At 46.3% G+C, this 22,699-nt stretch carries 22 protein-coding genes and 1 pseudogene; 18 read left to right on the top strand and 5 right to left on the bottom strand.

Annotation, left to right across the window (positions count from 1 at the left end; all coding sequences use genetic code 11):
* Window positions 1-56: 56 nt before the first annotated feature.
* The 3 genes from A3CS_RS0106200 to A3CS_RS0106190 are packed head-to-tail and all read right to left on the bottom strand — an operon-like array spanning window position 57 to window position 1,348.
* The gene (locus tag A3CS_RS0106200; protein WP_005538181.1) at window positions 57-386 is read right to left on the bottom strand and encodes a MaoP family protein; all 330 of its coding nucleotides are present in this window, start codon (window positions 384-386) and stop codon (window positions 57-59) included.
* A 59-nt stretch (window positions 387-445) separates the two neighbouring features.
* Window positions 446-1,063 (bottom strand): thiol:disulfide interchange protein DsbA, encoded by a 618-nt coding sequence (gene dsbA, locus A3CS_RS0106195; RefSeq protein ID WP_005547757.1) that lies wholly within the window; start codon window positions 1,061-1,063, stop codon window positions 446-448.
* Window positions 1,064-1,081: 18 nt separating this feature from the next.
* A complete protein-coding gene (locus tag A3CS_RS0106190) occupies window positions 1,082-1,348 on the bottom strand; it encodes a YihD family protein (protein ID WP_005547759.1) in 267 nt (88 codons plus the stop codon).
* 83 nt (window positions 1,349-1,431) lie between these two features.
* On the opposite strand from A3CS_RS0106190, the gene mobA reads away from it, so the two are divergent.
* From mobA to A3CS_RS1000000112405, 7 genes are all read left to right on the top strand, one after another.
* Window positions 1,432-2,016 (top strand): molybdenum cofactor guanylyltransferase MobA, encoded by a 585-nt coding sequence (gene mobA / locus A3CS_RS0106185; protein ID WP_005547761.1) that lies wholly within the window; start codon window positions 1,432-1,434, stop codon window positions 2,014-2,016.
* A 98-nt stretch (window positions 2,017-2,114) separates the two neighbouring features.
* Window positions 2,115-2,645, top strand: a complete 531-nt coding sequence (locus A3CS_RS0106180; protein ID WP_005547763.1) for a hypothetical protein — start codon at window positions 2,115-2,117, stop codon at window positions 2,643-2,645.
* Between the two features lie 111 nt (window positions 2,646-2,756).
* Window positions 2,757-4,286 (top strand): fused PTS fructose transporter subunit IIA/HPr protein, encoded by a 1,530-nt coding sequence (gene fruB / locus A3CS_RS0106175; protein ID WP_005547765.1) that lies wholly within the window; start codon window positions 2,757-2,759, stop codon window positions 4,284-4,286.
* A gap of 2 nt (window positions 4,287-4,288) precedes the next feature.
* Window positions 4,289-5,230 (top strand): 1-phosphofructokinase, encoded by a 942-nt coding sequence (gene fruK, locus A3CS_RS0106170; protein ID WP_005547767.1) that lies wholly within the window; start codon window positions 4,289-4,291, stop codon window positions 5,228-5,230.
* 4 nt (window positions 5,231-5,234) lie between these two features.
* Window positions 5,235-6,899, top strand: coding sequence for a fructose-specific PTS transporter subunit EIIC (locus A3CS_RS0106165; RefSeq protein WP_019518332.1), 1,665 nt, complete (start codon window positions 5,235-5,237; stop codon window positions 6,897-6,899).
* 63 nt (window positions 6,900-6,962) lie between these two features.
* Window positions 6,963-7,199: a recombinase RecA gene (locus A3CS_RS0106160; RefSeq protein ID WP_005547771.1), complete on the top strand. Its 237-nt coding sequence runs from the start codon at window positions 6,963-6,965 to the stop codon at window positions 7,197-7,199.
* A gap of 34 nt (window positions 7,200-7,233) precedes the next feature.
* Window positions 7,234-7,365: a hypothetical protein gene (locus A3CS_RS1000000112405; RefSeq protein ID WP_005588815.1), complete on the top strand. Its 132-nt coding sequence runs from the start codon at window positions 7,234-7,236 to the stop codon at window positions 7,363-7,365.
* A gap of 218 nt (window positions 7,366-7,583) precedes the next feature.
* On the opposite strand, the gene A3CS_RS0106150 is transcribed toward A3CS_RS1000000112405, so the two are convergent.
* Complete coding sequence (locus A3CS_RS0106150; RefSeq protein ID WP_005547775.1) at window positions 7,584-7,916, bottom strand: type 2 periplasmic-binding domain-containing protein; 333 nt, start codon at window positions 7,914-7,916, stop codon at window positions 7,584-7,586.
* A gap of 14 nt (window positions 7,917-7,930) precedes the next feature.
* On the opposite strand from A3CS_RS0106150, the gene A3CS_RS0106145 reads away from it, so the two are divergent.
* The 11 genes from A3CS_RS0106145 to rpoC all read left to right on the top strand — a co-directional run bounded on the left by A3CS_RS0106145 (window position 7,931) and on the right by rpoC (window position 22,388).
* Entirely contained in the window at window positions 7,931-8,482 is a 552-nt protein-coding gene (locus A3CS_RS0106145) for an NAD(P)H-dependent oxidoreductase (RefSeq protein ID WP_005547777.1), read from the top strand.
* 81 nt (window positions 8,483-8,563) lie between these two features.
* Entirely contained in the window at window positions 8,564-8,902 is a 339-nt protein-coding gene (locus A3CS_RS0106140) for a YciI family protein (protein ID WP_005547779.1), read from the top strand.
* A gap of 145 nt (window positions 8,903-9,047) precedes the next feature.
* Entirely contained in the window at window positions 9,048-9,752 is a 705-nt protein-coding gene (locus A3CS_RS0106135) for a putative quinol monooxygenase (protein ID WP_005547780.1), read from the top strand.
* Window positions 9,753-10,193: 441 nt separating this feature from the next.
* Window positions 10,194-10,604 carry a preprotein translocase subunit SecE gene (secE, locus tag A3CS_RS0106130; RefSeq protein WP_005547784.1) on the top strand — a complete coding sequence of 137 codons (411 nt, stop codon included), beginning with the start codon at window positions 10,194-10,196 and terminating at the stop codon, window positions 10,602-10,604.
* Window position 10,605: 1 nt separating this feature from the next.
* The gene (gene nusG / locus A3CS_RS0106125) at window positions 10,606-11,157 is read left to right on the top strand and encodes a transcription termination/antitermination protein NusG (RefSeq protein WP_005547787.1); all 552 of its coding nucleotides are present in this window, start codon (window positions 10,606-10,608) and stop codon (window positions 11,155-11,157) included.
* Window positions 11,158-11,312: 155 nt separating this feature from the next.
* Entirely contained in the window at window positions 11,313-11,741 is a 429-nt protein-coding gene (gene rplK, locus A3CS_RS0106120) for a 50S ribosomal protein L11 (protein WP_005542594.1), read from the top strand.
* A 4-nt stretch (window positions 11,742-11,745) separates the two neighbouring features.
* Window positions 11,746-12,435 (top strand): 50S ribosomal protein L1, encoded by a 690-nt coding sequence (gene rplA / locus A3CS_RS0106115; protein WP_005542586.1) that lies wholly within the window; start codon window positions 11,746-11,748, stop codon window positions 12,433-12,435.
* Window positions 12,436-12,801: 366 nt separating this feature from the next.
* Window positions 12,802-13,293, top strand: coding sequence for a 50S ribosomal protein L10 (rplJ, locus tag A3CS_RS0106110; protein ID WP_005542581.1), 492 nt, complete (start codon window positions 12,802-12,804; stop codon window positions 13,291-13,293).
* A gap of 51 nt (window positions 13,294-13,344) precedes the next feature.
* Complete coding sequence (rplL, locus tag A3CS_RS0106105) at window positions 13,345-13,716, top strand: 50S ribosomal protein L7/L12 (protein WP_005542578.1); 372 nt, start codon at window positions 13,345-13,347, stop codon at window positions 13,714-13,716.
* A gap of 270 nt (window positions 13,717-13,986) precedes the next feature.
* A complete protein-coding gene (rpoB, locus tag A3CS_RS0106100; RefSeq protein ID WP_005547790.1) occupies window positions 13,987-18,015 on the top strand; it encodes a DNA-directed RNA polymerase subunit beta in 4,029 nt (1,342 codons plus the stop codon).
* Window positions 18,016-18,119: 104 nt separating this feature from the next.
* Window positions 18,120-22,388 carry a DNA-directed RNA polymerase subunit beta' gene (gene rpoC / locus A3CS_RS0106095; RefSeq protein WP_019518331.1) on the top strand — a complete coding sequence of 1,423 codons (4,269 nt, stop codon included), beginning with the start codon at window positions 18,120-18,122 and terminating at the stop codon, window positions 22,386-22,388.
* A gap of 125 nt (window positions 22,389-22,513) precedes the next feature.
* Here rpoC and A3CS_RS1000000111545 read toward each other — a convergent pair.
* A pseudogene (locus A3CS_RS1000000111545) lies at window positions 22,514-22,699 on the bottom strand (transposase); the annotation flags it as partial.

Raw genomic sequence — 22,699 nt, 5'->3', positions numbered from 1 at the left:
GTTGGCGGTAAAACAAAAGGCTCGGAATCCCAAGCCTTCTGATTGTTATTGCGTGATTAGTCTGCCGAGTAGTCGTCCAGATTATCTACACCCACCACGCCGGATAAGGTGTAGAGGCGTTTGCTGGCAGAAATATGGCTGCGATATTTATTCCAGGTTTTCTCAAAGAAGGTTTCCGCTTCACGTTTACCGCGACAGAACGCCACGAAGGCTTTTTCTTCTGCCGTTGCAGGTTTACGCTCGCCTGAATCCAAAGCACGGAATGCTTGTCCGTATTGCTCTAAAGCCTGTGCTTCTTTGATGGTGTAGTCGCCGTGACGGGCGAAGCCGCGCGGGTAATTTTTGTCATCGAAAAAACGACGTGTGACGCTAAAACTCTCAGCCATATAATCCTCTAAAAATACTGTTCGAAAATAAAATCGGCAGGCATTAAACCAATTTTTGCTTATCTTTGCAATAAACCTTTTACGGTTTCAACATATTCGGCAACGAAACCCTTTTCATCGCGCGCCAAACCTTCTGTATTTACGCGATATTTGCCATTCACGTAGAAATCCGGCACACCGCGCAGTTGGTATTTTTCCACCAAATTTTGCTGTTTGGCGACTAAACCGCTTACCGCAAAACTGTTGATGCCGCCGTCAAATTGTTCGGCAGAAATGCCGTTATCAATAAAGATTTGGCGAATGTCATCCATAGCTTTTAACGTGTTGGTTTGTGCCGCTTTAAACAATGGTATTTTGACTTTTTCTTCCGCTTTGATCGCTATCGCCAACGCCCAGGCGCGAGTTAGGTTTTCCGACTGAAGACCTAAGAAATCCACATGGTATTGTTTAAAAGAGGTGCCTTCCGGCAAGGCTTCGGCAACTTTTTGCGGGATGTGATATTGCGCTTCAAAGGAATAACAATGCGGGCAATAGAAAGAGAAAAATTCAATCACTTCAGGCTGGGCGGTGCGTTGTTGACCTTCCACTACGGTGTATTGTTTGCCTTCCGTTAAATCCTGTGCTTGCACGGAGACGGAAAACGCGGCGGTAAGGGCTAAAAATAACCATTTTTTCATTGACAATCCTTAATATAACTACTTAATAATTCCACGTGCTTTTAATAAAGCAGCTTTAAAATCTTCTTCATAATCTTTTTTGATCCCAGGAATCGGTTCAAATTTGTCTTTTCCTGCCATTTTTAAGTGATAAATAATCACTTCGTCCGGTAATTCGGTTAACGGCTTATCAAAACCTGCTTCGTCAGCGATTTTTTGCAAAATCTGCGTTAAATGCAAATCGGAGTCTTTAGACCAGTACGGTTGCAAAAGTTCCAACACTTCATTCAGGCGATGACATTTCATACGCTTTTCCTTATTATTGAGAAATAAACGGCGGGATCATACTTGAATTAACCCCGGAAGAAAATATAACGACGGAAGAAAACATGACAATTTCAATCAGCGCGGTAATTTTAGCCGGCGGGCGGGCGACACGTATGGGCGGTGCGGACAAAGGCTTACAGCGATTGCACGGCAAACCGCTGTTTCAGTGGATTTATGAACGGCTGCGTCCGCAGGTGGCGCAGGTTTCGGTGAATGCCAATCGCAATCAAGCCGATTATGCCGCTGCCGGCTTGCCGGTATTTGCCGATAATATGGAGGGGTTTCAAGGCCCGTTAAGCGGGATTTTGACGGCGCTGGAACGATCCGACACGGATTTTGTCTTATTTGTACCCTGCGACAGCCCTTTTTTCCCGGAAAATCTGCTGGAAAAGCTCAAAAGTGCGGTCATTTTTCACAGCGTTTCTGTTGCCTATGCCCATGATGGCGAGCGGGAACATCCGACCTTCTGTTTAATGGCGCGCAGTCTGAAAGACAAACTTGCCGCCTATTTAGCTTCGGGCGAGCGCCGAATGCTGCATTTTATGCGCCAAAACGGCGCAGTGAGCGTGGATTTTTCGGAAAATAAACAGGCGTTTGCCAATATCAATACATTCGATGAGTTGCAGCAACTTAACGGACAGGCGTAACTATTCTGCGCTATTTATTGCGAAACCGGGCATAAGCAGTATAATGGCTGCCACGTTTGCGTTGACTTATCCGATTTAACCGACATTCAAGGATTTTTATGTTAAAAAAACTTTCCATTCTTGTGTTTGCCTCCCTGTTGAGTGCGTGTTCCCTGTCTTCTATTTCCTCTTATGTGCCGTTTATGGGCGACAAAAAAACTGTCATTAACTTAGACGAAGATAAAATCGATCAAAAATCCTACGCTACCGCTTATGAAGCCACGGTGGAAACCTATCGCGATCGCGTAAACGATAACTACAATGTCAACTCGTTCGCCAGCGGCGCGAAAGACTGGTATTTGGGCAGAATCCTCATTCCGGTTGAACAGATCAAAGAAAAACTGTATAGCCCGCAAGGTCAAGATTCCGATGTGTACGCTTATTACAGCGGCGTGCTTCATGCTGAGGCATTGCAAGGCAATTTCGCCAAATTGAATCCGAATTGCTGGAGCTACATTGATACGCCGAGCACTACACAAGGTATTTATGATGCCATGTTAGATTTACAAAAAGGCAAAGTGCGGTCAGAACATGATGAATATATTGCGCAAGGTTCCGAGCAGCTGCTCAAACTTTGCACCGGAAAATAATGAAAAAACTGTCGGTTTTGGTCGGCAGTTTTTTGTATTTTTAATCCAAGGCTGAAAGGTTTTTGCCTTATTCAGTACCTTATTTATATCTCGCAGATACAAGGAGACAGAATGTTTAATTTACCTGAAAGTAACATTCATCTGGCGGCGCAAGCCGACAATAAGCAGCAAGCTATTGAAATGGCGGTAAATGCGCTTGAACAGGCGGGTTATGTGGAAAGCGGCTACCTGCAAGGAATGTTAGGACGCGAACAACAAACCTCGACGTTTTTGGGTAACGGCATTGCCATTCCGCACGGTACGTTAGAAACCCGCAGCATGGTGAAAAATACCGGCGTGCAGATTTTCCAATTTCCGCAAGGGATTGAATGGGGTGAAGGCAATATCGCGTATGTGGTGATCGGCATTGCCGCGCGCTCCGACGAACACTTGGCATTGTTGCGCCAACTGACGCACGTGCTGGGGGATGAAGACACCGCCGCCAAACTCGCCACGCTGACCGATGTGAAAAAATTCCGTGCCATTTTAATGGGCGAAGCGGAAGAATTTAAAGTAGCCGCCGAAAACATCAGTTTGGATGTGGACACCGCCAGCCTGTTGACCTTAATCGCCATTAACGCGGGCAAATTGGAACAGCAAAGTGCGGTCAATAATCAATACGTTTCCGAGGTCATCGCCAATCCGGCGTTGCCGTTGGCACAGGGTTTATGGGTAACCGATGCGGCGGTAGGCAATCAAAAGAATGCGATTGCCTTTAGTCGTGCAAAACAGGCGTTCAGTCTGAATAATAAAGCCGTGCACGGCGTGGTGACGGTCGCCTATGCCAACGATCAAATCAACGAGGCGTTAACCCGTTTATTGGACGCGAAAGTGAAACAAATCTTGTTAAACGGTGACGGCGCGCAAATTGTCGCTGCGTTAAACGGTGCGGCAATTCCTGAAGCCGCAGCGCCAACCGCGTCAAGTGAACCGGTGGTGGCGGGCGGCAGCGTGGTCGGCACTTTCACCATTCGTAACGAACACGGATTACACGCCCGTCCGAGTGCCATTTTAGTCAACGAAGTGAAGAAATTTACCTCAAAAATCAATGTGGAAAACCTCACACGCGGCAGTGCACCGGTGAGCGCCAAGAGCCTGATGAAAATCGTGGCGTTGGGCGTGACCCAAGGACATCGTTTACGTTTCGTAGCGGAAGGTGAAGATGCGCAAGCCGCCATGGAAGCCATCGGCAAAGTGATTGCTGCCGGTCTTGGCGAAGGCGTTTCTGCCGTACCGCCGAGTGAACCGGATACTATCGAAGTTATGGGACAAGCTACGCCGGCAGCCTCTGCGTCAAGCCATGAAAGTGCGGTGCAAAATCCGGGTGAATCGGTGGAAGGCATTTTTGAAGTGAAAAACGAACATGGCTTACACGCCCGCCCTGCTGCGGTGTTAGTGAGCGAAGTGAAAAAATACAACGCCAATGTGGCGGTGCAAAATCTGTCGCGCGATTCACAACTGGTCAGCGCCAAGAGCCTGATGAAAGTGGTAGCGCTGGGTGTCGTAAAAGGTCATCGCCTGCGTTTCGTGGCGACCGGTGAGCAAGCGCAACAAGCCATCGACGGCATCGGCGCGGCAATCAACGCAGGATTGGGAGAATAATTATGGCAAAAGTCGCAACCATCACCTTAAACGCCGCTTACGATTTGGTCGGGCGTTTAAAACGTATTGAATTAGGCGAAGTGAACACCGTGGAAACCCTCGGTTTTTTCCCGGCGGGCAAAGGCATTAACGTGGCGAAAGTGTTAAAAGATTTGGACGTGGATGTCACCGTGGGCGGGTTCCTTGGCGAAGATAACCAAGGGGATTTCGTCACCCTGTTCGACAAATTGGGGCTACAAGATAAATTCCAACGCGTGCCGGGTAAAACCCGCATTAACGTGAAAATCACCGAAACCGAAGCGGACGTCACGGACTTGAATTTCTTAGGTTATGAAATCAGTACCGACGCATGGCAACAGTTTGTGACGGATTCTCTCGCCTATTGCAAAGCCTTCGACATCGTCGCCGTGTGCGGCAGCTTGCCACGCGGCGTGACACCGGAACTATTCGCCGACTGGTTAAAACAGTTACATCAGGCGGGCGTAAAAGTGGTGTTGGACAGCAGTAACGCCGCATTGACCGCCGGCTTAACGGCGCAACCTTGGTTGGTTAAACCGAATCATCGTGAGTTGGAAGCCTGGATTGGTCATGCGCTGCCGACCTTGGACGACATTATCGCGGCGGCGAAAAAACTGAAAGCGCAAGGCATTGCTAACGTGATTATTTCCATGGGTGCCAACGGTTCGTTATGGTTGAGCGATGCCGCCGTCGTGCAGGCGCAACCGCCGAAATGCGAAAACGTGGTCAGCACCGTGGGCGCGGGCGATTCTATGGTGGCGGGCTTGATTTACGGCGTAATTAACGGCTTGCCGCAACACCAAACGCTCGCTTTCGCCAGCGCGGTATCCGCCTTTGCCGTGTCGCAAAGTAACGTAGGTATTTCAGACCGCAGCTTACTCGAACCGATTTTAAACAATGTCAAAATCACTGTCATTGAGGGATAATTTTATGCATATTTATTTCACTCCATCCGCCAATTTCGGCAATGCAAAAGCCTTTTTATTGCGCCAAATGCTCAGCGCGGCGGCGACCCAACATCAAATCGTGGATAACGCCGATGCAGCAGAGTTGATTATCGTGCTTGGCGATCAGTTACCGAATAACCCGCAATTTCACGGCAAAAAAGTGTTTTTGGCGAAAATCGACGAACACTTTAACGCGCCGGAACAGTTGTTAGACACAGCTATTCAACAGGTACAGGATTATGTTCCGCCGACGGAAAGTGCGGTCATTTCTGACGGTAAAATTAAAAATATCGTAGCAGTGACCGCTTGCCCGACGGGCGTGGCGCATACCTTCATGTCTGCTGAAGCGATTGAAACCTACGCCAAACAACAAGGCTGGCAGGTGAAAGTGGAAACCCGCGGTCAAGTAGGTGCCGGCAATGAAATTACGCCGGAAGAAGTGGCGGCAGCGGATTTGGTGTTTGTGGCGGCGGATATTGACGTGCCGTTAGACAAATTCAAAGGCAAACTGATGTACCGTACCTCCACCGGTCTTGCGCTGAAGAAGACCGCACAGGAATTTGACAAAGCCTTCAAAGAAGCCAAAGTGTTTGATGGCGGAGCGGCACAAGTGGGCGCAAAAGCGGAAGAAAGCGGCGAGAAGAAAGGCGTGTACAAACACCTGATGACCGGCGTATCGCACATGTTGCCGTTGGTGGTGGCGGGCGGTTTGCTGATCGCCATTTCCTTCATGTTCGGGATTGAAGCGTTTAAAGACGAAACCATCGCAGGCGGCTTGCCGAAAGCCTTAATGGACATCGGTGGCAGCGCGGCGTTCCACTTAATGATCGCCGTCTTCGCCGGCTATGTGGCGTTTTCTATTGCCGACCGTCCGGGGCTGGCGGTCGGTTTAATCGGCGGTATGCTTGCCACCACGGCGGGCGCGGGGATTTTGGGCGGGATTATCGCCGGTTTCCTTGCCGGTTATGTGGTAAAAGGCTTGAATAACGCCATTAAATTGCCATCAAGTTTAACCTCTTTAAAACCAATTTTGATTTTACCGCTACTTGGCGCGCTTATTGTGGGCTTGGCGATGATTTACATCATCAACCCGCCGGTTGCCAAAATTATGGCGGCATTAAGTGATTGGCTGAAATCTATAGGTGATGTGAATGCCATCGTGCTCGGGGTAATTATCGGCAGCATGATGTGTATTGATATGGGCGGTCCGGTAAACAAAGCGGCTTACACCTTCTCGGTAGGTCTGTTGGCGTCACAGATTCACACTCCGATGGCCGCCGCCATGGCTGCCGGTATGGTGCCGCCAATTGGCATGGCAATCGCTACTTGGTTAGCACGTAATAAATTCACCGCCAATCAGTGTGATGCAGGGAAAGCCTCTTTCGTACTGGGATTATGCTTTATCTCTGAAGGGGCGTTGCCGTTCGTGGCAGCAGATCCGCTCCGCGTGATTATCAGTTCCGTGTTAGGCGGCGCTACCGCAGGGGCAATTTCCATGAGCTGCGGCATTGCGCTACAAGCGCCGCACGGCGGTTTATTCGTGATCCCGTTTGTCTCCGAACCGTTGATGTACCTCAGCGCCATCGCTATCGGCTCTGTCGTGACCGGCGTAGTGTATGCGGTGATTAAACCAAAAGCAGAAGCATAATATCAATGTGAATAAAGTGCGGTGGATTTTGACCGCACTTTTTTATCTTGTAAGGACGACAATATGCCATTTAGCGACTCTGAAAAACGCGCTCTTTTGGCGCAAAAGGGCATCGGTGAGACGATTTTAAAACGCTTGGAAGAAATGGGCTTGGATGATGTCAGCACACTCGCCGCCACTAGCCCGGATTTTATTCTCCAACGCGGCGCCGAAATAACCGGTTCCACTTGCTGGCGTAACAGCCCCCAGGCGCGAAAAACCATTGAAACGGCAGTGAATTGGGCGAAAAGCGTGATTTAAAAACAGGCTACGGTTCCGCTAACGTTTGGGGTAAATGAACATAAGCCTACTCCCTTATGTGTTCATACATTATTGGTTATCGCGCTGGATCAGCTGTGGTAAAAGTGCGGTGGATTTTGACCGCACTTTTTTAACCTATAATGCCGTGTGTGCTGTGCAAAAATAGCTAAATATAGCCCCTTTCTCTCCCCTTCTCTAACAAAAATTCAATGAGCACCTACTCTTTTTTCGCCTTTTGACTGTGTTGTAAATAATACAAATAAAGCGCGGGGGATTGACGCCAGTATTTTTGCAGCACGGGGATAAATTGAGCTTTGTCGGGGAAAAATTGCAGACTGGTTTCAAAAATACGCCCGATGTCCAAGCCTTCGCGAGTGGCATCAGCTATGATTTCCGGGTCGTTACAAATAACGGCATACCCATATCCAACGCCGTGTCCTGCCCGTCAATATCCAGTACCAGCGGTTCAATGCGATTGGAGGAAATGAAGCGATAGCCGATGAGTTTATGTCCCGCCAACGCTTTCGGCGTTTTCGGTATGCCGTACTGCGCCACGTAAGATTTACTGACATAAAGCCCTTCTTTAAAAGGATTCATCAATTTCCGCGCCACTATACCTTCATTCAGCCGATTACCGAAACGAATGCCCAAATCAAAGCCATCTTCAATCAGGTTGGTTAACACCTCAATGTGCAATACCAGATGACGAATCAACAAACAAGGAAAGCAACATGAAAAATGTACTTATCGTTTCAGGTCACCCGGATTCAAACCATTCTGTGGCAAATGTGGAAATTCTACAAGCGGTCGAAAACACGTTACCCGATGTAAAAATCCGTCGCTTAGACAGCCTTTACCCGACCTATAAATTTGATATTGACGCGGAACAATCGGTGATTTTGGAAGCGGACGTGATTGTGTTCCAATTCCCGTTCTCCTGGTATTCCGTACCGAGTAATGAAATTGTGAATCGACAAAGTTTTGTATACGGCTTTGCACACGGTTCAGCGGCAAAAATCGGCGGTAAAAAATTAATTATTTCCACCACCGGCGCACCAAATGAAGTGTATCAAAAAGACGGTTTCTTCAAACACACCGTGGAAGATTACTTGTCGCAATTTGAAACCTTCGCCACCTTATGTGCTTTGGACTATCAAGCGCTGGTCATCACCTGCGGCGTAAGCTATGCGGGACGAGACGAAGCGAAAGTCGCCGCACAAAAAGCCATGGCACCAGATCACGCGGCACGTTTAGTGGCGGTGATTGATAAGGCGACAGCGTAATTCGTAGGTGCACCTTGTTACATTGTTAAATGTCAATTAAATCAATAGGGTGCAACGAGTTGCATCCTACAAGAAAAAAACATGTACATCATCAACATCACTGTAAACCCCTCCGTTTCTGAAGAAAAACAAAACGAGTTATTCCCAATCCATGTGGAATGGTTCAAAAAATACTTCCAAGCAGGCAAATTTTTAATGCTCGGTCCTTACATCGACACCGATGCCCATTCAGGCGTCATTTTCGCGAAAACCGAAAGCCGTGAAGCATTCCAAAAAATCTTTGAAGAAGATTGCTACTACCCGGATTTCGCCAAATATGAAATCCGCGAATTCGCCCCGAAAATGATCGCGGCGGATATTAGTAAAGCAAAGTTCAGGATTGGGTTTGGTGATTGCTTTGGAAATGGTAAAACATTATGATGACACATTGATGCTTAAAGGCAGCAAAAATTCGAAACAGAGCTGTTGGTGGGGACTTGGCTGCCGCGTGGATAGTACAAATAATGCCCTATCTTTTTTGTCTGTGGGTAATTTATTACCACTGATTATCGTATAAGGAAAAACAATGAAAAAACTGACCGCACTTTTAGGAGTTATGAGCATGGCAATGACCGCACAAGCCGCGCCGATTATCAATCTGTTTGAACTGGGCATTCAGCCGGGCAAAAACGCGCAATATGAAGCAGTGGGCGAACAGAACATCAAAACCTCGATGCAAACGGAAAAGGGCACACTGGCAATGCATTCGGTGAAACAAAAAGCTGATGCGAATATGGCGTATATGGTGGAAATTTATGCCGATCAAAACGCCTACGAAATCCACCGCACTTCACCGCAATACAAGGCGTTTTTAACCGCCTCTCCTGAGATTTTAACGGATCACAAAAAGCGCACAGTGCTAACTCCGCAATTTTTAGCCGATAAGAAAGTTGAGCAAACTGCCAACACCCGGACGAATTTAGTCATGGTGGAGGTGAAACCGTCGGAAAATGACAAATTTAAAGCTATTGTGCTGGCTGAAATGGCGCAATCGTTAAAAGTAGAAGACGGCGTCATTGCAATGTATGCCGCCACAGCACAGGAAAATCCGAATAAATGGATGTTCTTTGAAATCTATGCAAACGACGATGCCTATGCGGCACACCGAGAAACACCGCATTTTAAAGATTATTTGAAACAAACCGCCGAGATGTTGGTAGATAAGCAAAGTATCGAGATTCAACCGACATATCTAGGGAACAAAGGTGGTTTGCAGTTTGAAAAACCATAACATGCAAAATTGTCTGAAAACCGATCCCTTAAAACTATTATCAACAATCGCCATGATTTTATTTATTAAAGCAGACTTGTCGCTTGCTGTCATGAACTTGTCTTCATAATTTGCTTTATCGGCAGAGAAATGCTAGTGGTCAGCACGGTGGCAGACTAATGCTCCGGTTGCGGTAAAAAGTCCGCTGATTTGACTGCAATTAACTGATTCATCTGTTTATTTTTTCATTAATACTTGGTGTTTTGCACAAAGGCAAACCCACATTTTATTGCATTAAATAGAATGCGACTAAATTTGCATGATACTTTTATTCAAAATCACAGGGCTTGAAATACTTGAGCAAATCCGTAATTTTAATTATGAAACTGGAAAATTAGCTGCTATAATTCTGCGTTCGAAGAAGGATCCCCGTTTTTAAGTTACATTAATGGATAAATTTTTATGGCATTAGAGATTGAGAAAAAGAAAAATGCACCTGAGGCTCCCATTGAAAAAGCTAAGGGATTAAACATTTTTTTATGGTTGCTGACAGTATTGATCATTGCAGTGGCCGCATTTGGTAATATTTATTTCCAAGACCAATATTCTACGCCGATTCGCGTGGTTGCAATTGTTGTCTTGCTGTCAGTCTCTTTAGGTGTCGCAGCGAGCACCAACCAAGGCGGAAAAGCCCTTGGCTTCTTTAAAGATGCCCGTACCGAATTGCGCAAAATTGTCTGGCCGACCCGTCCGGAAGCGACGCAAACCACATTGATGGTTGTTGGTGTCACCGTGTTTGTGTCTTTAATCCTTTGGGGGTTAGATTCAATTATCGTCAGCATTATTACCTTTTTAACCGACTGGAGATTCTAAAATGACCGAAACCGCAAACAAAAAACGTTGGTATGTATTGCAGGCGTTCTCCGGTTTTGAAGCACGAGTAGCAACCACATTGCGTGAATACATTAAACTTCACAATATGGAAGATCAATTCGGCGAGGTGTTGGTGCCGACGGAAGAGGTTGTTGAAAATGTAGCGGGTAAACGTCGTAAAAGCGAACGTAAATATTTCCCGGGTTATGTGCTGGTACAGATGGAAATGAATGATGACACTTGGCACTTGGTGCGCAGTGTGCCGCGGGTGATGGGTTTTATCGGCGGTACACCAGATAAGCCGGCACCAATCAGCAGTCGTGAAGCGGATATTATTTTAAATCGCTTGGAACAAAGCAACGACAAACCGAAACCAAGAACGACATTCCAGCCGGGCGAAGAAGTGCGTGTAACCGAAGGGCCGTTTATAGATTTCAACGGTACAGTGGAAGAGGTCGATTACGAAAAAGGTCGTTTGAAAGTGTCCGTGTCTATTTTCGGCCGTGCTACGCCGGTTGAACTTGAGTTCGGTCAGGTAGAAAAAAATAACTAGTAAAAACACATGAATTTTCTACCGCACTTTTGGGAAAGTGCGGTCGATTTTTTCGGCGTTTTACTTGAAAAGCCGGTTGTATTTGATTAGAATGCAGCCTTTTTAACAACAGGGGAGCTAGCAATAGCGTTATCACCCATTCAGAGGAAACTAAAATGGCAAAAAAAGTCCAAGCCTACGTTAAGCTGCAAGTTGCAGCCGGTATGGCAAACCCGTCTCCACCGGTCGGTCCCGCATTAGGTCAACAAGGTGTGAATATCATGGAATTCTGTAAAGCATTTAACGCTCGTACCGAGAGCTTAGAAAAAGGTTTACCGATTCCGGTTGTTATCACTGTTTATGCAGACCGTTCATTCACTTTCGTAACCAAAACTCCACCGGCAGCCGTGTTATTGAAAAAAGCGGCAGGCATAAAATCCGGTTCCGGTAAACCGAATAAGGATAAAGTGGGTAAAGTAACTCTAGATCAAATCCGTCAAATCGCTGAAACCAAAGCAGCCGATATGACCGGTGCAACTATCGAAACCAAAATGAAATCAATCGCCGGTACTGCTCGTTCAATGGGCTTAGTGGTAGAGGAGTAATACGATGGCTAAATTGACTAAAAAAATGAAAGCAATCAAAGCTGGCGTGGATTCTACTAAAGCATACGAAATCAACGAAGCTATCGCATTATTAAAGCAATTCGCGACCGCTAAATTCGTTGAAAGCGTTGACGTTGCCGTAAACTTGGGTATCGACCCACGTAAATCCGATCAAAACGTGCGTGGCGCAACTGTATTACCACATGGTACCGGTCGTGAAGTTCGCGTTGCTGTGTTCACTCAAGGTGCAAACGCAGAAGCGGCTAAAGCAGCCGGTGCAGATTTAGTCGGTATGGAAGATTTAGCAGAGCAAATTAAGAAAGGCGAAATGAACTTTGACGTTGTTATCGCTTCTCCTGATGCAATGCGTGTTGTCGGTCAATTAGGTCAAGTATTAGGCCCGCGCGGCTTAATGCCAAACCCGAAAGTGGGTACCGTAACACCAAACGTTGCCGAAGCGGTTAAAAACGCGAAATCCGGTCAAATCCGTTATCGTAACGATAAAAACGGTATCATCCACACTACTATCGGTAAAGCAAACTTCTCCGAAGATCAATTAAAAGAAAACCTTCAAGCGCTGTTAGCCGCTTTAACCAAAGCGAAACCCACAACATCCAAAGGTATCTTCATTAAGAAAGTGAGCCTTTCTACCACGATGGGTGCCGGTGTAGCGATTGATCAAGCTTCACTTTAATCTGTAGAAATACAATGAAAAATAACCGCACTTTTAAAAGTAAAAGTGCGGTTATTTTTTGCGACGTTTATCACGGGCGAATTGATGATTTTTTATCACCAGGCTTTACAAATGCCGTTTCGGTCGTTATAATCCATGTCCCTTTTAGACCGCAGTTTACTTGCCTTGCGGTTTAGCATTTCTGGTTGGTGCTTGACCTCATTCAAGCCCCGTCCAAGACCGTAGGGGAGCAATCTTAATTATCCTACGTAGATGGTGAACAGAATAAGAATTTTCTTGCTTCTGTGCACCGAGTTCGTCCTAATAGCAGTTTTATTAGGTATCTAAATTCCGAGCAATCGGAGTGTATTCAGGAGCTAACAGCCAATGGCATTAAATCTTCAAGACAAACAAGCAATTGTTGCCGAAGTAAATGAAGCAGCCAAAGGTGCCCTTTCTGCCGTGATCGCGGATTCCCGTGGTGTCACCGTAGATAAAATGACCGAATTGCGTAAATCTGCACGCGAAGCCGGTGTTTCTATGCGCGTTGTTCGTAATACTTTATTACGTCGTGCGGTAGAAGGCACTGAATTCGAGTGTTTGAAAGACGCTTTCACCGGTCCGACACTTATCGCATTCTCTAATGAACATCCTGGTGCTGCAGCACGTTTGTTCAAAGAATTTGCTAAAGCAAACGATAAGTTTGAACTTAAAGGTGCAGCCTTTGAAGGTAAGATCCAAGATGTTGAATTCTTAGCAACATTACCGACTTACGACGAAGCAATTGCACGTTTAATGGGCACAATGAAAGAAGCTGCGGCAGGCAAACTTGTTCGCACTTTTGCGGCATTACGCGACAAATTACAAGAAGCGGCTTAATCAAGCGTTTCTTCATCCAATTAACTTTATTTACTTTAGGAATTGATTGTTATGTCATTAACTAACGAACAAATCATTGAAGCGATCGCTTCTAAATCTGTAACCGAAATCGTTGAATTAATCGCAGCGATGGAAGAAAAATTCGGCGTTTCAGCAGCGGCAGCAGTAGCAGCAGCTCCGGCAGGTGGCGCAGTAGCGGCAGCAGAAGAGAAAACTGAATTCGACGTAGTTCTTGCTGAAGCAGGCGCTAACAAAGTAGCGGTAATCAAAGCAGTACGTGGTGCAACCGGTTTAGGCTTGAAAGAAGCTAAAGACTTAGTTGAATCTGCACCGGCTGTATTGAAAGAAGGTATCGCTAAAGCAGAAGCAGAAGCACTTAAGAAAGAATTAGAAGAAGCCGGCGCGAAAGTAGAAATCAAATAATTTTGATTCGATTTCGTCCTGTTTCTCAGGCTAAATGGCTGGTGGGTAACCATCAGCCATTTTGTGCTATCAAAAACAGAAGTAAATTTGCCGTTTGATTACTTTTGTTTCCTCAAATTAAATCAAGCATGTTAATTTGAATCATGCCCACTCAAGAAGTAAGGTTCATAGTGCGGTCATCTAAAACGGTATCTAATACATTATCACCAATATTTGCCCAAATTATTGTGTGTTGATTGTGGGTCACTGAACAGCAAGCAGAGGAACCCTATGGTTTACTCCTATACCGAGAAAAAACGAATTCGTAAAGACTTCGGCAAACGTCCGCAAGTTTTAAATATTCCCTATTTATTAACAATCCAGATCGACTCTTTTGAGAAATTTATTAAAAGAGATCCGGATGGTCAACAAGGCTTAGAAGCCGCTTTCCGCTCCGTCTTCCCAATTGTCAGTACGAACGGAAATACCGAATTACAATATGTCAGCTATCAATTAGGCGAGCCTGTATTTGATGTGCGTGAATGTCAAATTCGCGGCACGACCTATGCGGCACCATTGCGTGTAAAATTGCGTTTAGTCAGCTATGACAAAGACGCAGCACCGGGCACGATCAAAGATATTAAAGAACAAGAAGTTTACATGGGTGAAATCCCGTTGATGACCGATAACGGTACTTTTGTGATTAACGGTACCGAGCGTGTTATCGTATCTCAATTACACCGCAGTCCGGGTGTATTTTTTGATAGCGACAAAGGCAAAACCCACTCTTCAGGTAAAGTGCTTTATAATGCACGCATTATTCCTTACCGTGGTTCATGGTTGGATTTTGAGTTTGATCCGAAAGATAACTTATACGCACGTATTGACCGCCGTCGTAAATTACCGGCAACCATTATTTTGCGTGCTTTAGGCTACACCACCGAACAAATCTTAGATCTTTTCTTTTATAAAATTACTTTTGAAATCAAAGATAACAAATTGTTGATGACGTTAGTGCCGGAACGCCTACGTGGTGAAACCGCCGCCTTTGATATTGAAACCAAAGGCAAGGTGTATGTAGAACGCGGTCGTCGTATTACCGCCCGTCACATTAAAGCGTTGGAAAAAGATAAAGTCACTCAGGTGGAAGTGCCAACCGAATATATTATCGGGAAAGTTGCCGCGAAAGATTATGTAGATTTAGAAACCGGCGAATTAATTTGCCCGGCGAATATGGAACTTTCTCTTGAATTATTGGCGAAATTGGCACAAGCCGGTTATACCACGCTGGAAACTCTATTTACCAATGACTTGGATTACGGTCCGTATATTTCCGAAACCCTGCGTGTTGATCCGTCGAACGATCGTTTAAGCGCTTTGGTGGAAATTTATCGCATGATGCGTCCGGGCGAACCACCGACAAAAGAAGCGGCGGAAGCGTTATTCGATAATTTATTCTTCTCTTCCGATCGTTATGACTTATCTGCGGTAGGGCGCATGAAATTCAACCGCTCTTTAGGCATTGAAGAAACCACTGGTGGTGGCACCTTAAGCAATGAAGATATTGTCAGTGTGATGAAAAAATTGATTGATATCCGTAATGGCCGTGGTGAAGTGGATGATATTGACCACTTGGGTAACCGTCGTATTCGTTCCGTAGGTGAAATGGCGGAAAATCAATTCCGTATCGGCTTGGTTCGTGTTGAACGCGCGGTAAAAGAACGCTTATCTTTAGGTGATCTGGAAGCTGTTACCCCGCAAGATCTAATCAATGCGAAACCGATTTCCGCCGCGGTGAAAGAATTCTTTGGTTCATCCCAATTGTCTCAATTTATGGACCAAAACAACCCGTTATCGGAAGTGACCCATAAACGCCGTATTTCCGCATTGGGTCCGGGCGGTTTAACCCGTGAACGTGCCGGTTTTGAAGTGCGTGATGTACACGCCACCCACTACGGTCGTGTGTGTCCGATTGAAACTCCTGAAGGTCCGAACATCGGTTTGATCAACTCCCTTTCCGTTTATGCGCGTACTAACGACTACGGTTTCTTAGAAACTCCGTACCGTAAAGTAGTAAATGGTCAGGTGACCGAAGAAATCGAATATTTGTCTGCCATTGAAGAAGGCAAATACGTTATCGCACAGGCGAACTCCAATCTTGATGATGATTTCCGCTTTACCGATGCCTTTGTAACCTGTCGTGGTGAACATGGTGAATCCGGCTTATATAAACCGGAAGAAATTCACTATATGGACGTTTCTACCCAACAAGTGGTTTCCGTAGCGGCGGCATTGATTCCGTTCCTGGAGCATGACGATGCGAACCGTGCTTTGATGGGGGCGAACATGCAACGTCAAGCCGTGCCGACATTGCGTGCGGACAAACCGTTAGTCGGTACAGGTATCGAAAAAGCGGTTGCCCTTGACTCCGGTGTGGCGGTTGTGGCAAAACGCGGCGGTACCGTCCAATATGTGGATGCTTCCCGCATCGTGGTGAAAGTCAATGAAGACGAAACTGTCGCGGGCGAAGCCGGTATTGATATTTATAACCTCATTAAATATACCCGTTCGAACCAAAATACCTGTATCAACCAAATTCCTTGTGTGGAACTGGGCGATCCGGTGGAACGCGGTGAAATCTTGGCAGACGGTCCTTCCACCGATTTAGGTGAATTGGCATTAGGTCAAAACATTCGCGTGGCGTTCATGCCGTGGAACGGTTATAACTTCGAAGACTCCATGTTAGTCTCCGAACGTGTGGTTCAACAAGATCGCTTCACCACGATTCACATCCAAGAACTTTCTTGTGTAGCGCGTGATACCAAATTAGGCGCGGAAGAAATTACCGCAGATATTCCTAACGTCGGTGAAGCCGCACTAAGTAAGTTGGACGAATCCGGTATCGTGTATATCGGTGCGGAAGTGAAAGGCGGCGATATTCTGGTAGGTAAAGTGACACCGAAAGGTGAAACCCAATTAACGCCGGAAGAAAAATTATTGCGTGCGATCTTCGGTGAAAAAGCCTCCGATGTGAAAGACTCCTCTCTACGCGTACCAAACAGCGTTTCCGGTACGGTTATCGATGTGCAAGTGTTTACCCGCGATGGTGTGGAAAAAGACAAACGTGCGTTAGAAATTGAAGAAATGCAATTAAAACAAGCGAAAAAAGATTTGAGCGAAGAGTTTGAGATCTTGGAAGCCGGCTTGTTTATGCGCGTACGCAATCTGTTGTTATCCGGCGGTTTCGATGCGAAATCCTTGGATAAATTAGACCGCACTAAATGGTTGGAACAAACTTTAGATAACGAAGAAAAACAACACCAATTAGAGCAGTTGGCGGAACAGCACGAAGAATTACGCAAAGAATTTGAACGTAAATTGGAAATTCAACGCAACAAGATTATCCAAGGCGACGATTTGGCACCGGGCGTGTTAAAAGTGGTTAAAGTGTATCTTGCGGTGAAACGTCAAATTCAACCGGGTGATAAAATGGCGGGTCGTCACGGTAACAAAGGGGTTATCTCCAAAATTAACCCGGTGGAAGACATGCCATACGATGAAAACGGTCAACCTGTTGAGATCGTATTGAACCCGCTGGGCGTTCCGTCCCGTATGAATATCGGTCAAATCTTGGAAACTCACTTAGGTTTGGCGGCGAAAGGTATTGGCGATCAAATTAACGCGATGATTAAACAACAACAATCTATCGCGAAATTGCGTGAATACATGCAAAAAGCCTATGACCTTGGCGGCGGTTCACAAAAAGTGGATCTCAGCACCTTTACCGATGAAGAAGTGATGCGTTTGGCGCAAAATCTGCGTAAAGGTTTGCCGGTTGCTACACCGGTATTTGACGGTGCACATGAAAAAGAAATCAAAGGTTTGTTAGAGCTTGGTGGTTTACCGACTTCCGGTCAAATTACCCTTTATGATGGTCGCACAGGTGAAAAATTCGAGCGTCCGGTAACCGTAGGTTATATGTATATGCTCAAATTGAATCACTTGGTTGATGACAAAATGCACGCGCGTTCAACCGGTTCTTATAGTCTTGTTACCCAACAACCGTTGGGCGGTAAGGCGCAGTTCGGTGGTCAACGTTTCGGTGAAATGGAGGTGTGGGCACTTGAGGCTTATGGTGCGGCTTATACCTTACAAGAAATGTTAACCGTGAAATCCGATGACGTGAACGGTCGTACGAAGATGTATAAAAACATCGTCAGCGGCAACCAACAAATGGATCCGGGTACACCGGAATCTTTCAACGTAATCATGAAAGAAATCCGTTCACTTGGTATCAACATCGACTTGGACGAAGAATAAGTCAGGGTATATTGACCCCTATTGAGCCCAAGTGCGGTCGATGTTAAAAACGTTTTGAAAAACGACCGCACTTGAATAAGTTTAACTCCGACAGGAGCAAATCTGTGAAAGACTTAGTTAAGTTTTTAAAAGCACAATCAAAAACCGCTGAAGATTTTGATGTGATTAAAATCGGTTTAGCCTCACCTGACATGATCCGTTCTTGGTCATACGGTGAAGTTAAAAAGCCTGAAACAATCAACTATCGTACCTTTAAACCGGAACGTGACGGTCTTTTCTGTGCCCGTATTTTCGGACCGGTAAAAGATTACGAATGTTTGTGCGGTAAGTACAAACGCTTAAAACACCGTGGCGTGATTTGTGAAAAATGTGGCGTTGAAGTGACTCAAACCAAAGTACGTCGTGAACGTATGGGGCACATCGAATTAGCCTCTCCGGTGGCGCACATTTGGTTTTTAAAATCCCTGCCGTCCCGTATCGGTTTGTTGTTAGATATGCCATTGCGTGATATTGAACGCGTGCTTTATTTTGAATCTTACATTGTGATCGAACCGGGTATGACCGATCTGGAACGCGGTCAGTTATTAACCGAAGAGCAATATCTTGACGCGGAAGACCGCTGGCAGGATGAGTTCGACGCAAAAATGGGTGCGGAAGCGATCCAAGCGTTATTGCGCGGTATCGATTTAGAAGCGGAATGCGAAAATTTACGTGAAGAATTACAAGAAACCAATTCCGAAACCAAACGGAAGAAAATCACGAAGCGCTTAAAATTATTAGAAGCTTTCCTGCAATCCGGCAACAAACCGGAATGGATGGTGATGACCGTATTGCCGGTACTTCCGCCGGATTTACGTCCGTTAGTGCCGTTAGACGGCGGCCGTTTCGCCACTTCCGATTTGAACGATTTATATCGTCGTGTGATCAACCGTAACAACCGTTTAAAACGTTTATTGGATCTTATCGCACCGGATATTATCGTGCGCAACGAAAAACGCATGTTGCAGGAATCCGTGGACGCGTTATTGGATAACGGTCGTCGCGGTCGTGCCATCACCGGTTCTAACCGTCGTCCGTTAAAATCATTGGCGGATATGATTAAAGGTAAACAAGGTCGCTTCCGTCAAAACTTGTTGGGTAAACGTGTTGACTACTCCGGTCGTTCCGTAATCACCGTGGGTCCATACTTGCACTTACACCAATGTGGTTTGCCGAAGAAAATGGCATTGGAATTATTCCGTCCGTTTATCTACGCGAAATTAGAAAGTCGTGGTTATGCAACAACGATTAAAGCGGCGAAAAAAATGGTGGAACGCGAAGACGCCATCGTTTGGGATATTCTGGCGGAAGTCATTCGCGAACATCCGATTCTGTTGAACCGTGCACCGACACTTCACCGTTTGGGTATTCAAGCCTTTGAACCAATCTTAATCGAAGGTAAAGCAATCCAATTGCACCCGCTTGTCTGTGCGGCGTTTAACGCGGACTTCGACGGTGACCAAATGGCGGTGCACGTTCCGTTGACGCTTGAAGCGCAATTAGAAGCGCGTGCGTTAATGATGTCCACCAATAACATTCTTTCTCCGGCGAACGGCGATCCGATTATCGTTCCGTCACAAGACGTGGTGTTAGGGCTTTACTACATGACCCGCGAAAAAGTGAACGGTAAAGGTGAAGGTATGCTATTGCAAGATCCGCGCGAAGCGGAAAAAGCCTATCGTACCGGTCAGGCAGAATTGCATTCCCGCGTGAAAGTGCGTATTACCGAATATGTGAAAAACGACGCCGGTGAGTTTGAACCGAAAACAACCCTAACCGATACTACCATCGGTCGTGCCATCTTATGGATGATCGCGCCGAAAGGCATGCCGTTTAGCTTGTTTAACCAAACTCTTGGCAAAAAAGCCATTTCTAAGTTAATTAACGAAAGCTATCGTCGCTTAGGCTTAAAAGCCAGCGTCATGTTCGCCGACCAAATCATGTACACCGGTTTTGCTTACGCGGCACGTTCCGGTTCCTCCGTGGGTATCGACGACATGGTGATTCCGGCGAAGAAATACGAAATTATTTCTGCGGCGGAAGAAGAAGTTGCCGAAATTCAGGAACAATTCCAATCCGGTCTTGTGACAGCGGGCGAACGTTATAACAAAGTGATTGATATTTGGGCGGCAGCCAATGAACGCGTTGCCAAAGCCATGATGGAAAACCTGTCTTCGGAAGAAGTGATTAACCGTGAAGGTAAACCGGAAAAACAAGCCTCTTTCAACAGCATCTTTATGATGGCGGATTCCGGTGCCCGTGGTTCCGCAGCACAGATTCGTCAGTTGGCGGGTATGCGTGGTTTGATGGCGCGTCCGGACGGTTCCATTATCGAAACCCCAATCACTGCAAACTTCCGTGAAGGGTTGAACGTTTTACAATACTTTATTTCTACCCACGGTGCGCGTAAAGGTTTGGCGGATACCGCGTTGAAAACCGCGAACTCCGGTTACTTAACCCGCCGTTTGGTTGACGTGGCACAGGATTTAGTGATCATCGAAGATGACTGTGGTACGCACGAAGGTATCGTGATGACCCCGTTAATCGAAGGTGGCGACGAAAAAGTTCCTCTGCGCGAATTGGTATTAGGTCGTGTGGCGGCGGAAGATATCTTAAAACCGGGTACGGAAGACGTATTAATTCCACGCAATACCTTGCTTGATGAAAAACTTTGTGATGTGTTGGATGAAAACTCCGTGGACAGCGTAAAAGTGCGTTCCGTCGTAACCTGTAACACCGATTTCGGCGTTTGTGCGAAATGTTACGGTCGTGACTTGGCGCGCGGTCACCTGATTAACCAAGGTGAAGCGGTAGGTGTTATCGCGGCACAATCTATCGGTGAACCGGGTACACAGTTAACCATGCGTACGTTCCACATCGGTGGTGCGGCATCCGCGGCAGCCAAAGAATCCAGCGTACAAGTGAAAAACAACGGCACATTGCGTTTAGCCAATGCAAAATTCGTGACGAACAACGAAGGTAAATTGGTGCTGACTTCCCGTAATACCGAATTGACCGTTGTGGATAATTTCGGACGTACCAAAGAGCACTATAAAGTGCCTTACGGTGCGATTTTAAGCAAAGGCGATCACCAAGAAGTGAATGCAGGCGAAACCATCGCTAACTGGGATCCGCATACCATGCCGGTTATTTCTGAAGTGGGCGGTTTCGTGAAATTCGTGGACATCGTAGACGGTTTAACCGTCACCCGTCAAACCGACGAACTCACCGGTCTTTCCTCTATCGTGGTACAAGACGTGGGTGAACGTGCCACAGCCGGTAAAGATCTGCGCCCTGCAATCAAACTAGTTGATGAGAAAGGGAATGACGTATTGGTGTCGGGCACCGACGTTGCGGCACAATATTTCTTGCCAAGTAAGGCTATCGTGACCTTGGATGACGGCGCGGAAGTGCATGTGGGTGACCCGTTGGCACGTATTCCACAAGAATCTGTCGGAACAAAAGATATTACCGGCGGTCTTCCGCGCGTGGCGGATTTATTTGAAGCGCGTAAACCGAAAGAACCTGCCATCTTGGCGGAAATTTCCGGTATCGTGTCCTTCGGTAAAGAAACCAAAGGTAAACGTCGCTTATTGATTACCCCGACGGAAGGTGAAGTGTACGAAGAAATGATCCCGAAATGGCGTCAACTGAACGTATTCGAAGGTGAAATGGTACAATGCGGCGATTTAATCTCCGACGGTGCGGAAACGCCACATGACATCTTACGTTTACGAGGTGTCCATGCCGTAACCGAATACATCGTTAACGAGGTACAGGAAGTTTACCGCTTACAAGGGGTAAAAATTAACGATAAACACATCGAAGTGATCGTACGCCAAATGTTGCGTAAAGCTATCGTTACCAAAGCCTACGACTCCGAATTCCTCGAAGGGGAACAAGTGGAAGTGGCGCGTGTGAAAATCGTTAACCGCAAACGCGAAGCAGAAGGCAAACCGCCGGTTGAATATGAACGCGAATTATTGGGTATCACCAAAGCGTCCTTGGCAACCGAGTCCTTCATCTCTGCGGCCTCCTTCCAGGAAACCACCCGTGTGTTAACGGAAGCGGCGGTTGCCGGTAAACGCGATGAATTACGTGGCTTGAAAGAAAACGTCATCGTAGGTCGTTTGATCCCGGCGGGTACCGGTTTTGCGTATCACCGAAATCGCCATAAAAACCCGACAGCCATCGCGGATGACGAGGTGCCGGTAAGATTATCGGCGGCGGATGAAGAAGAAATTGCTTCCGAATTCGTGATGACCTCCGAAGGTGCGTCAGCAAGTTTAACCGAAATGTTAAACATGGTAGAAGAAGACAATCACGCGGAATAAGATTCCTGTAAATAACAATCCGCACGTAAAACGTGCGGTTTTTAGGCTACTCTATAAGGACCTAGTACTTCACATGCCCTTCAAAGGGCATATGAAAACCAACAACCGTGAAATAACTCTATGACCTACCCCTTAAAGGGGTCCACATATCCTTTCTTCGATAAATTATCCTGAATCATGTCTTCCTTTTCCTGATTCCTTATATACTCCTACACTGTCTTTGTATTTAGCCCTACCGTGCTTACATAATAGCCTTTCGACCAAAAATGTCGGTTACCATAGTTGTATTTTAGGTTTGCGTGCCTTTCAAA

This window comes from Aggregatibacter actinomycetemcomitans DSM 8324 (genome assembly GCF_000372365.1).
GTDB classification, from domain to species: Bacteria; Pseudomonadota; Gammaproteobacteria; order Enterobacterales; family Pasteurellaceae; genus Aggregatibacter; species Aggregatibacter actinomycetemcomitans.
Note: the sequence above shows the minus strand (reverse complement) of the source record. Positions and strands in the feature narration are given on the sequence as shown.

Coding starts and splice junctions, on each gene's coding strand:
- A3CS_RS0106200 (WP_005538181.1), bottom strand. CDS start 386: ATGGCTGAGAGTTTTAGCGTCACACGTCGTTTTTTCGATGACAAAAAT.
- dsbA (WP_005547757.1), bottom strand. CDS start 1,063: ATGAAAAAATGGTTATTTTTAGCCCTTACCGCCGCGTTTTCCGTCTCC.
- A3CS_RS0106190 (WP_005547759.1), bottom strand. CDS start 1,348: ATGAAATGTCATCGCCTGAATGAAGTGTTGGAACTTTTGCAACCGTAC.
- mobA (WP_005547761.1), top strand. CDS start 1,432: ATGACAATTTCAATCAGCGCGGTAATTTTAGCCGGCGGGCGGGCGACA.
- A3CS_RS0106180 (WP_005547763.1), top strand. CDS start 2,115: ATGTTAAAAAAACTTTCCATTCTTGTGTTTGCCTCCCTGTTGAGTGCG.
- fruB (WP_005547765.1), top strand. CDS start 2,757: ATGTTTAATTTACCTGAAAGTAACATTCATCTGGCGGCGCAAGCCGAC.
- fruK (WP_005547767.1), top strand. CDS start 4,289: ATGGCAAAAGTCGCAACCATCACCTTAAACGCCGCTTACGATTTGGTC.
- A3CS_RS0106165 (WP_019518332.1), top strand. CDS start 5,235: ATGCATATTTATTTCACTCCATCCGCCAATTTCGGCAATGCAAAAGCC.
- A3CS_RS0106160 (WP_005547771.1), top strand. CDS start 6,963: ATGCCATTTAGCGACTCTGAAAAACGCGCTCTTTTGGCGCAAAAGGGC.
- A3CS_RS1000000112405 (WP_005588815.1), top strand. CDS start 7,234: ATGAACATAAGCCTACTCCCTTATGTGTTCATACATTATTGGTTATCG.
- A3CS_RS0106145 (WP_005547777.1), top strand. CDS start 7,931: ATGAAAAATGTACTTATCGTTTCAGGTCACCCGGATTCAAACCATTCT.
- A3CS_RS0106140 (WP_005547779.1), top strand. CDS start 8,564: ATGTACATCATCAACATCACTGTAAACCCCTCCGTTTCTGAAGAAAAA.
- A3CS_RS0106135 (WP_005547780.1), top strand. CDS start 9,048: ATGAAAAAACTGACCGCACTTTTAGGAGTTATGAGCATGGCAATGACC.
- secE (WP_005547784.1), top strand. CDS start 10,194: ATGGCATTAGAGATTGAGAAAAAGAAAAATGCACCTGAGGCTCCCATT.
- nusG (WP_005547787.1), top strand. CDS start 10,606: ATGACCGAAACCGCAAACAAAAAACGTTGGTATGTATTGCAGGCGTTC.
- rplK (WP_005542594.1), top strand. CDS start 11,313: ATGGCAAAAAAAGTCCAAGCCTACGTTAAGCTGCAAGTTGCAGCCGGT.
- rplA (WP_005542586.1), top strand. CDS start 11,746: ATGGCTAAATTGACTAAAAAAATGAAAGCAATCAAAGCTGGCGTGGAT.
- rplJ (WP_005542581.1), top strand. CDS start 12,802: ATGGCATTAAATCTTCAAGACAAACAAGCAATTGTTGCCGAAGTAAAT.
- rplL (WP_005542578.1), top strand. CDS start 13,345: ATGTCATTAACTAACGAACAAATCATTGAAGCGATCGCTTCTAAATCT.
- rpoB (WP_005547790.1), top strand. CDS start 13,987: ATGGTTTACTCCTATACCGAGAAAAAACGAATTCGTAAAGACTTCGGC.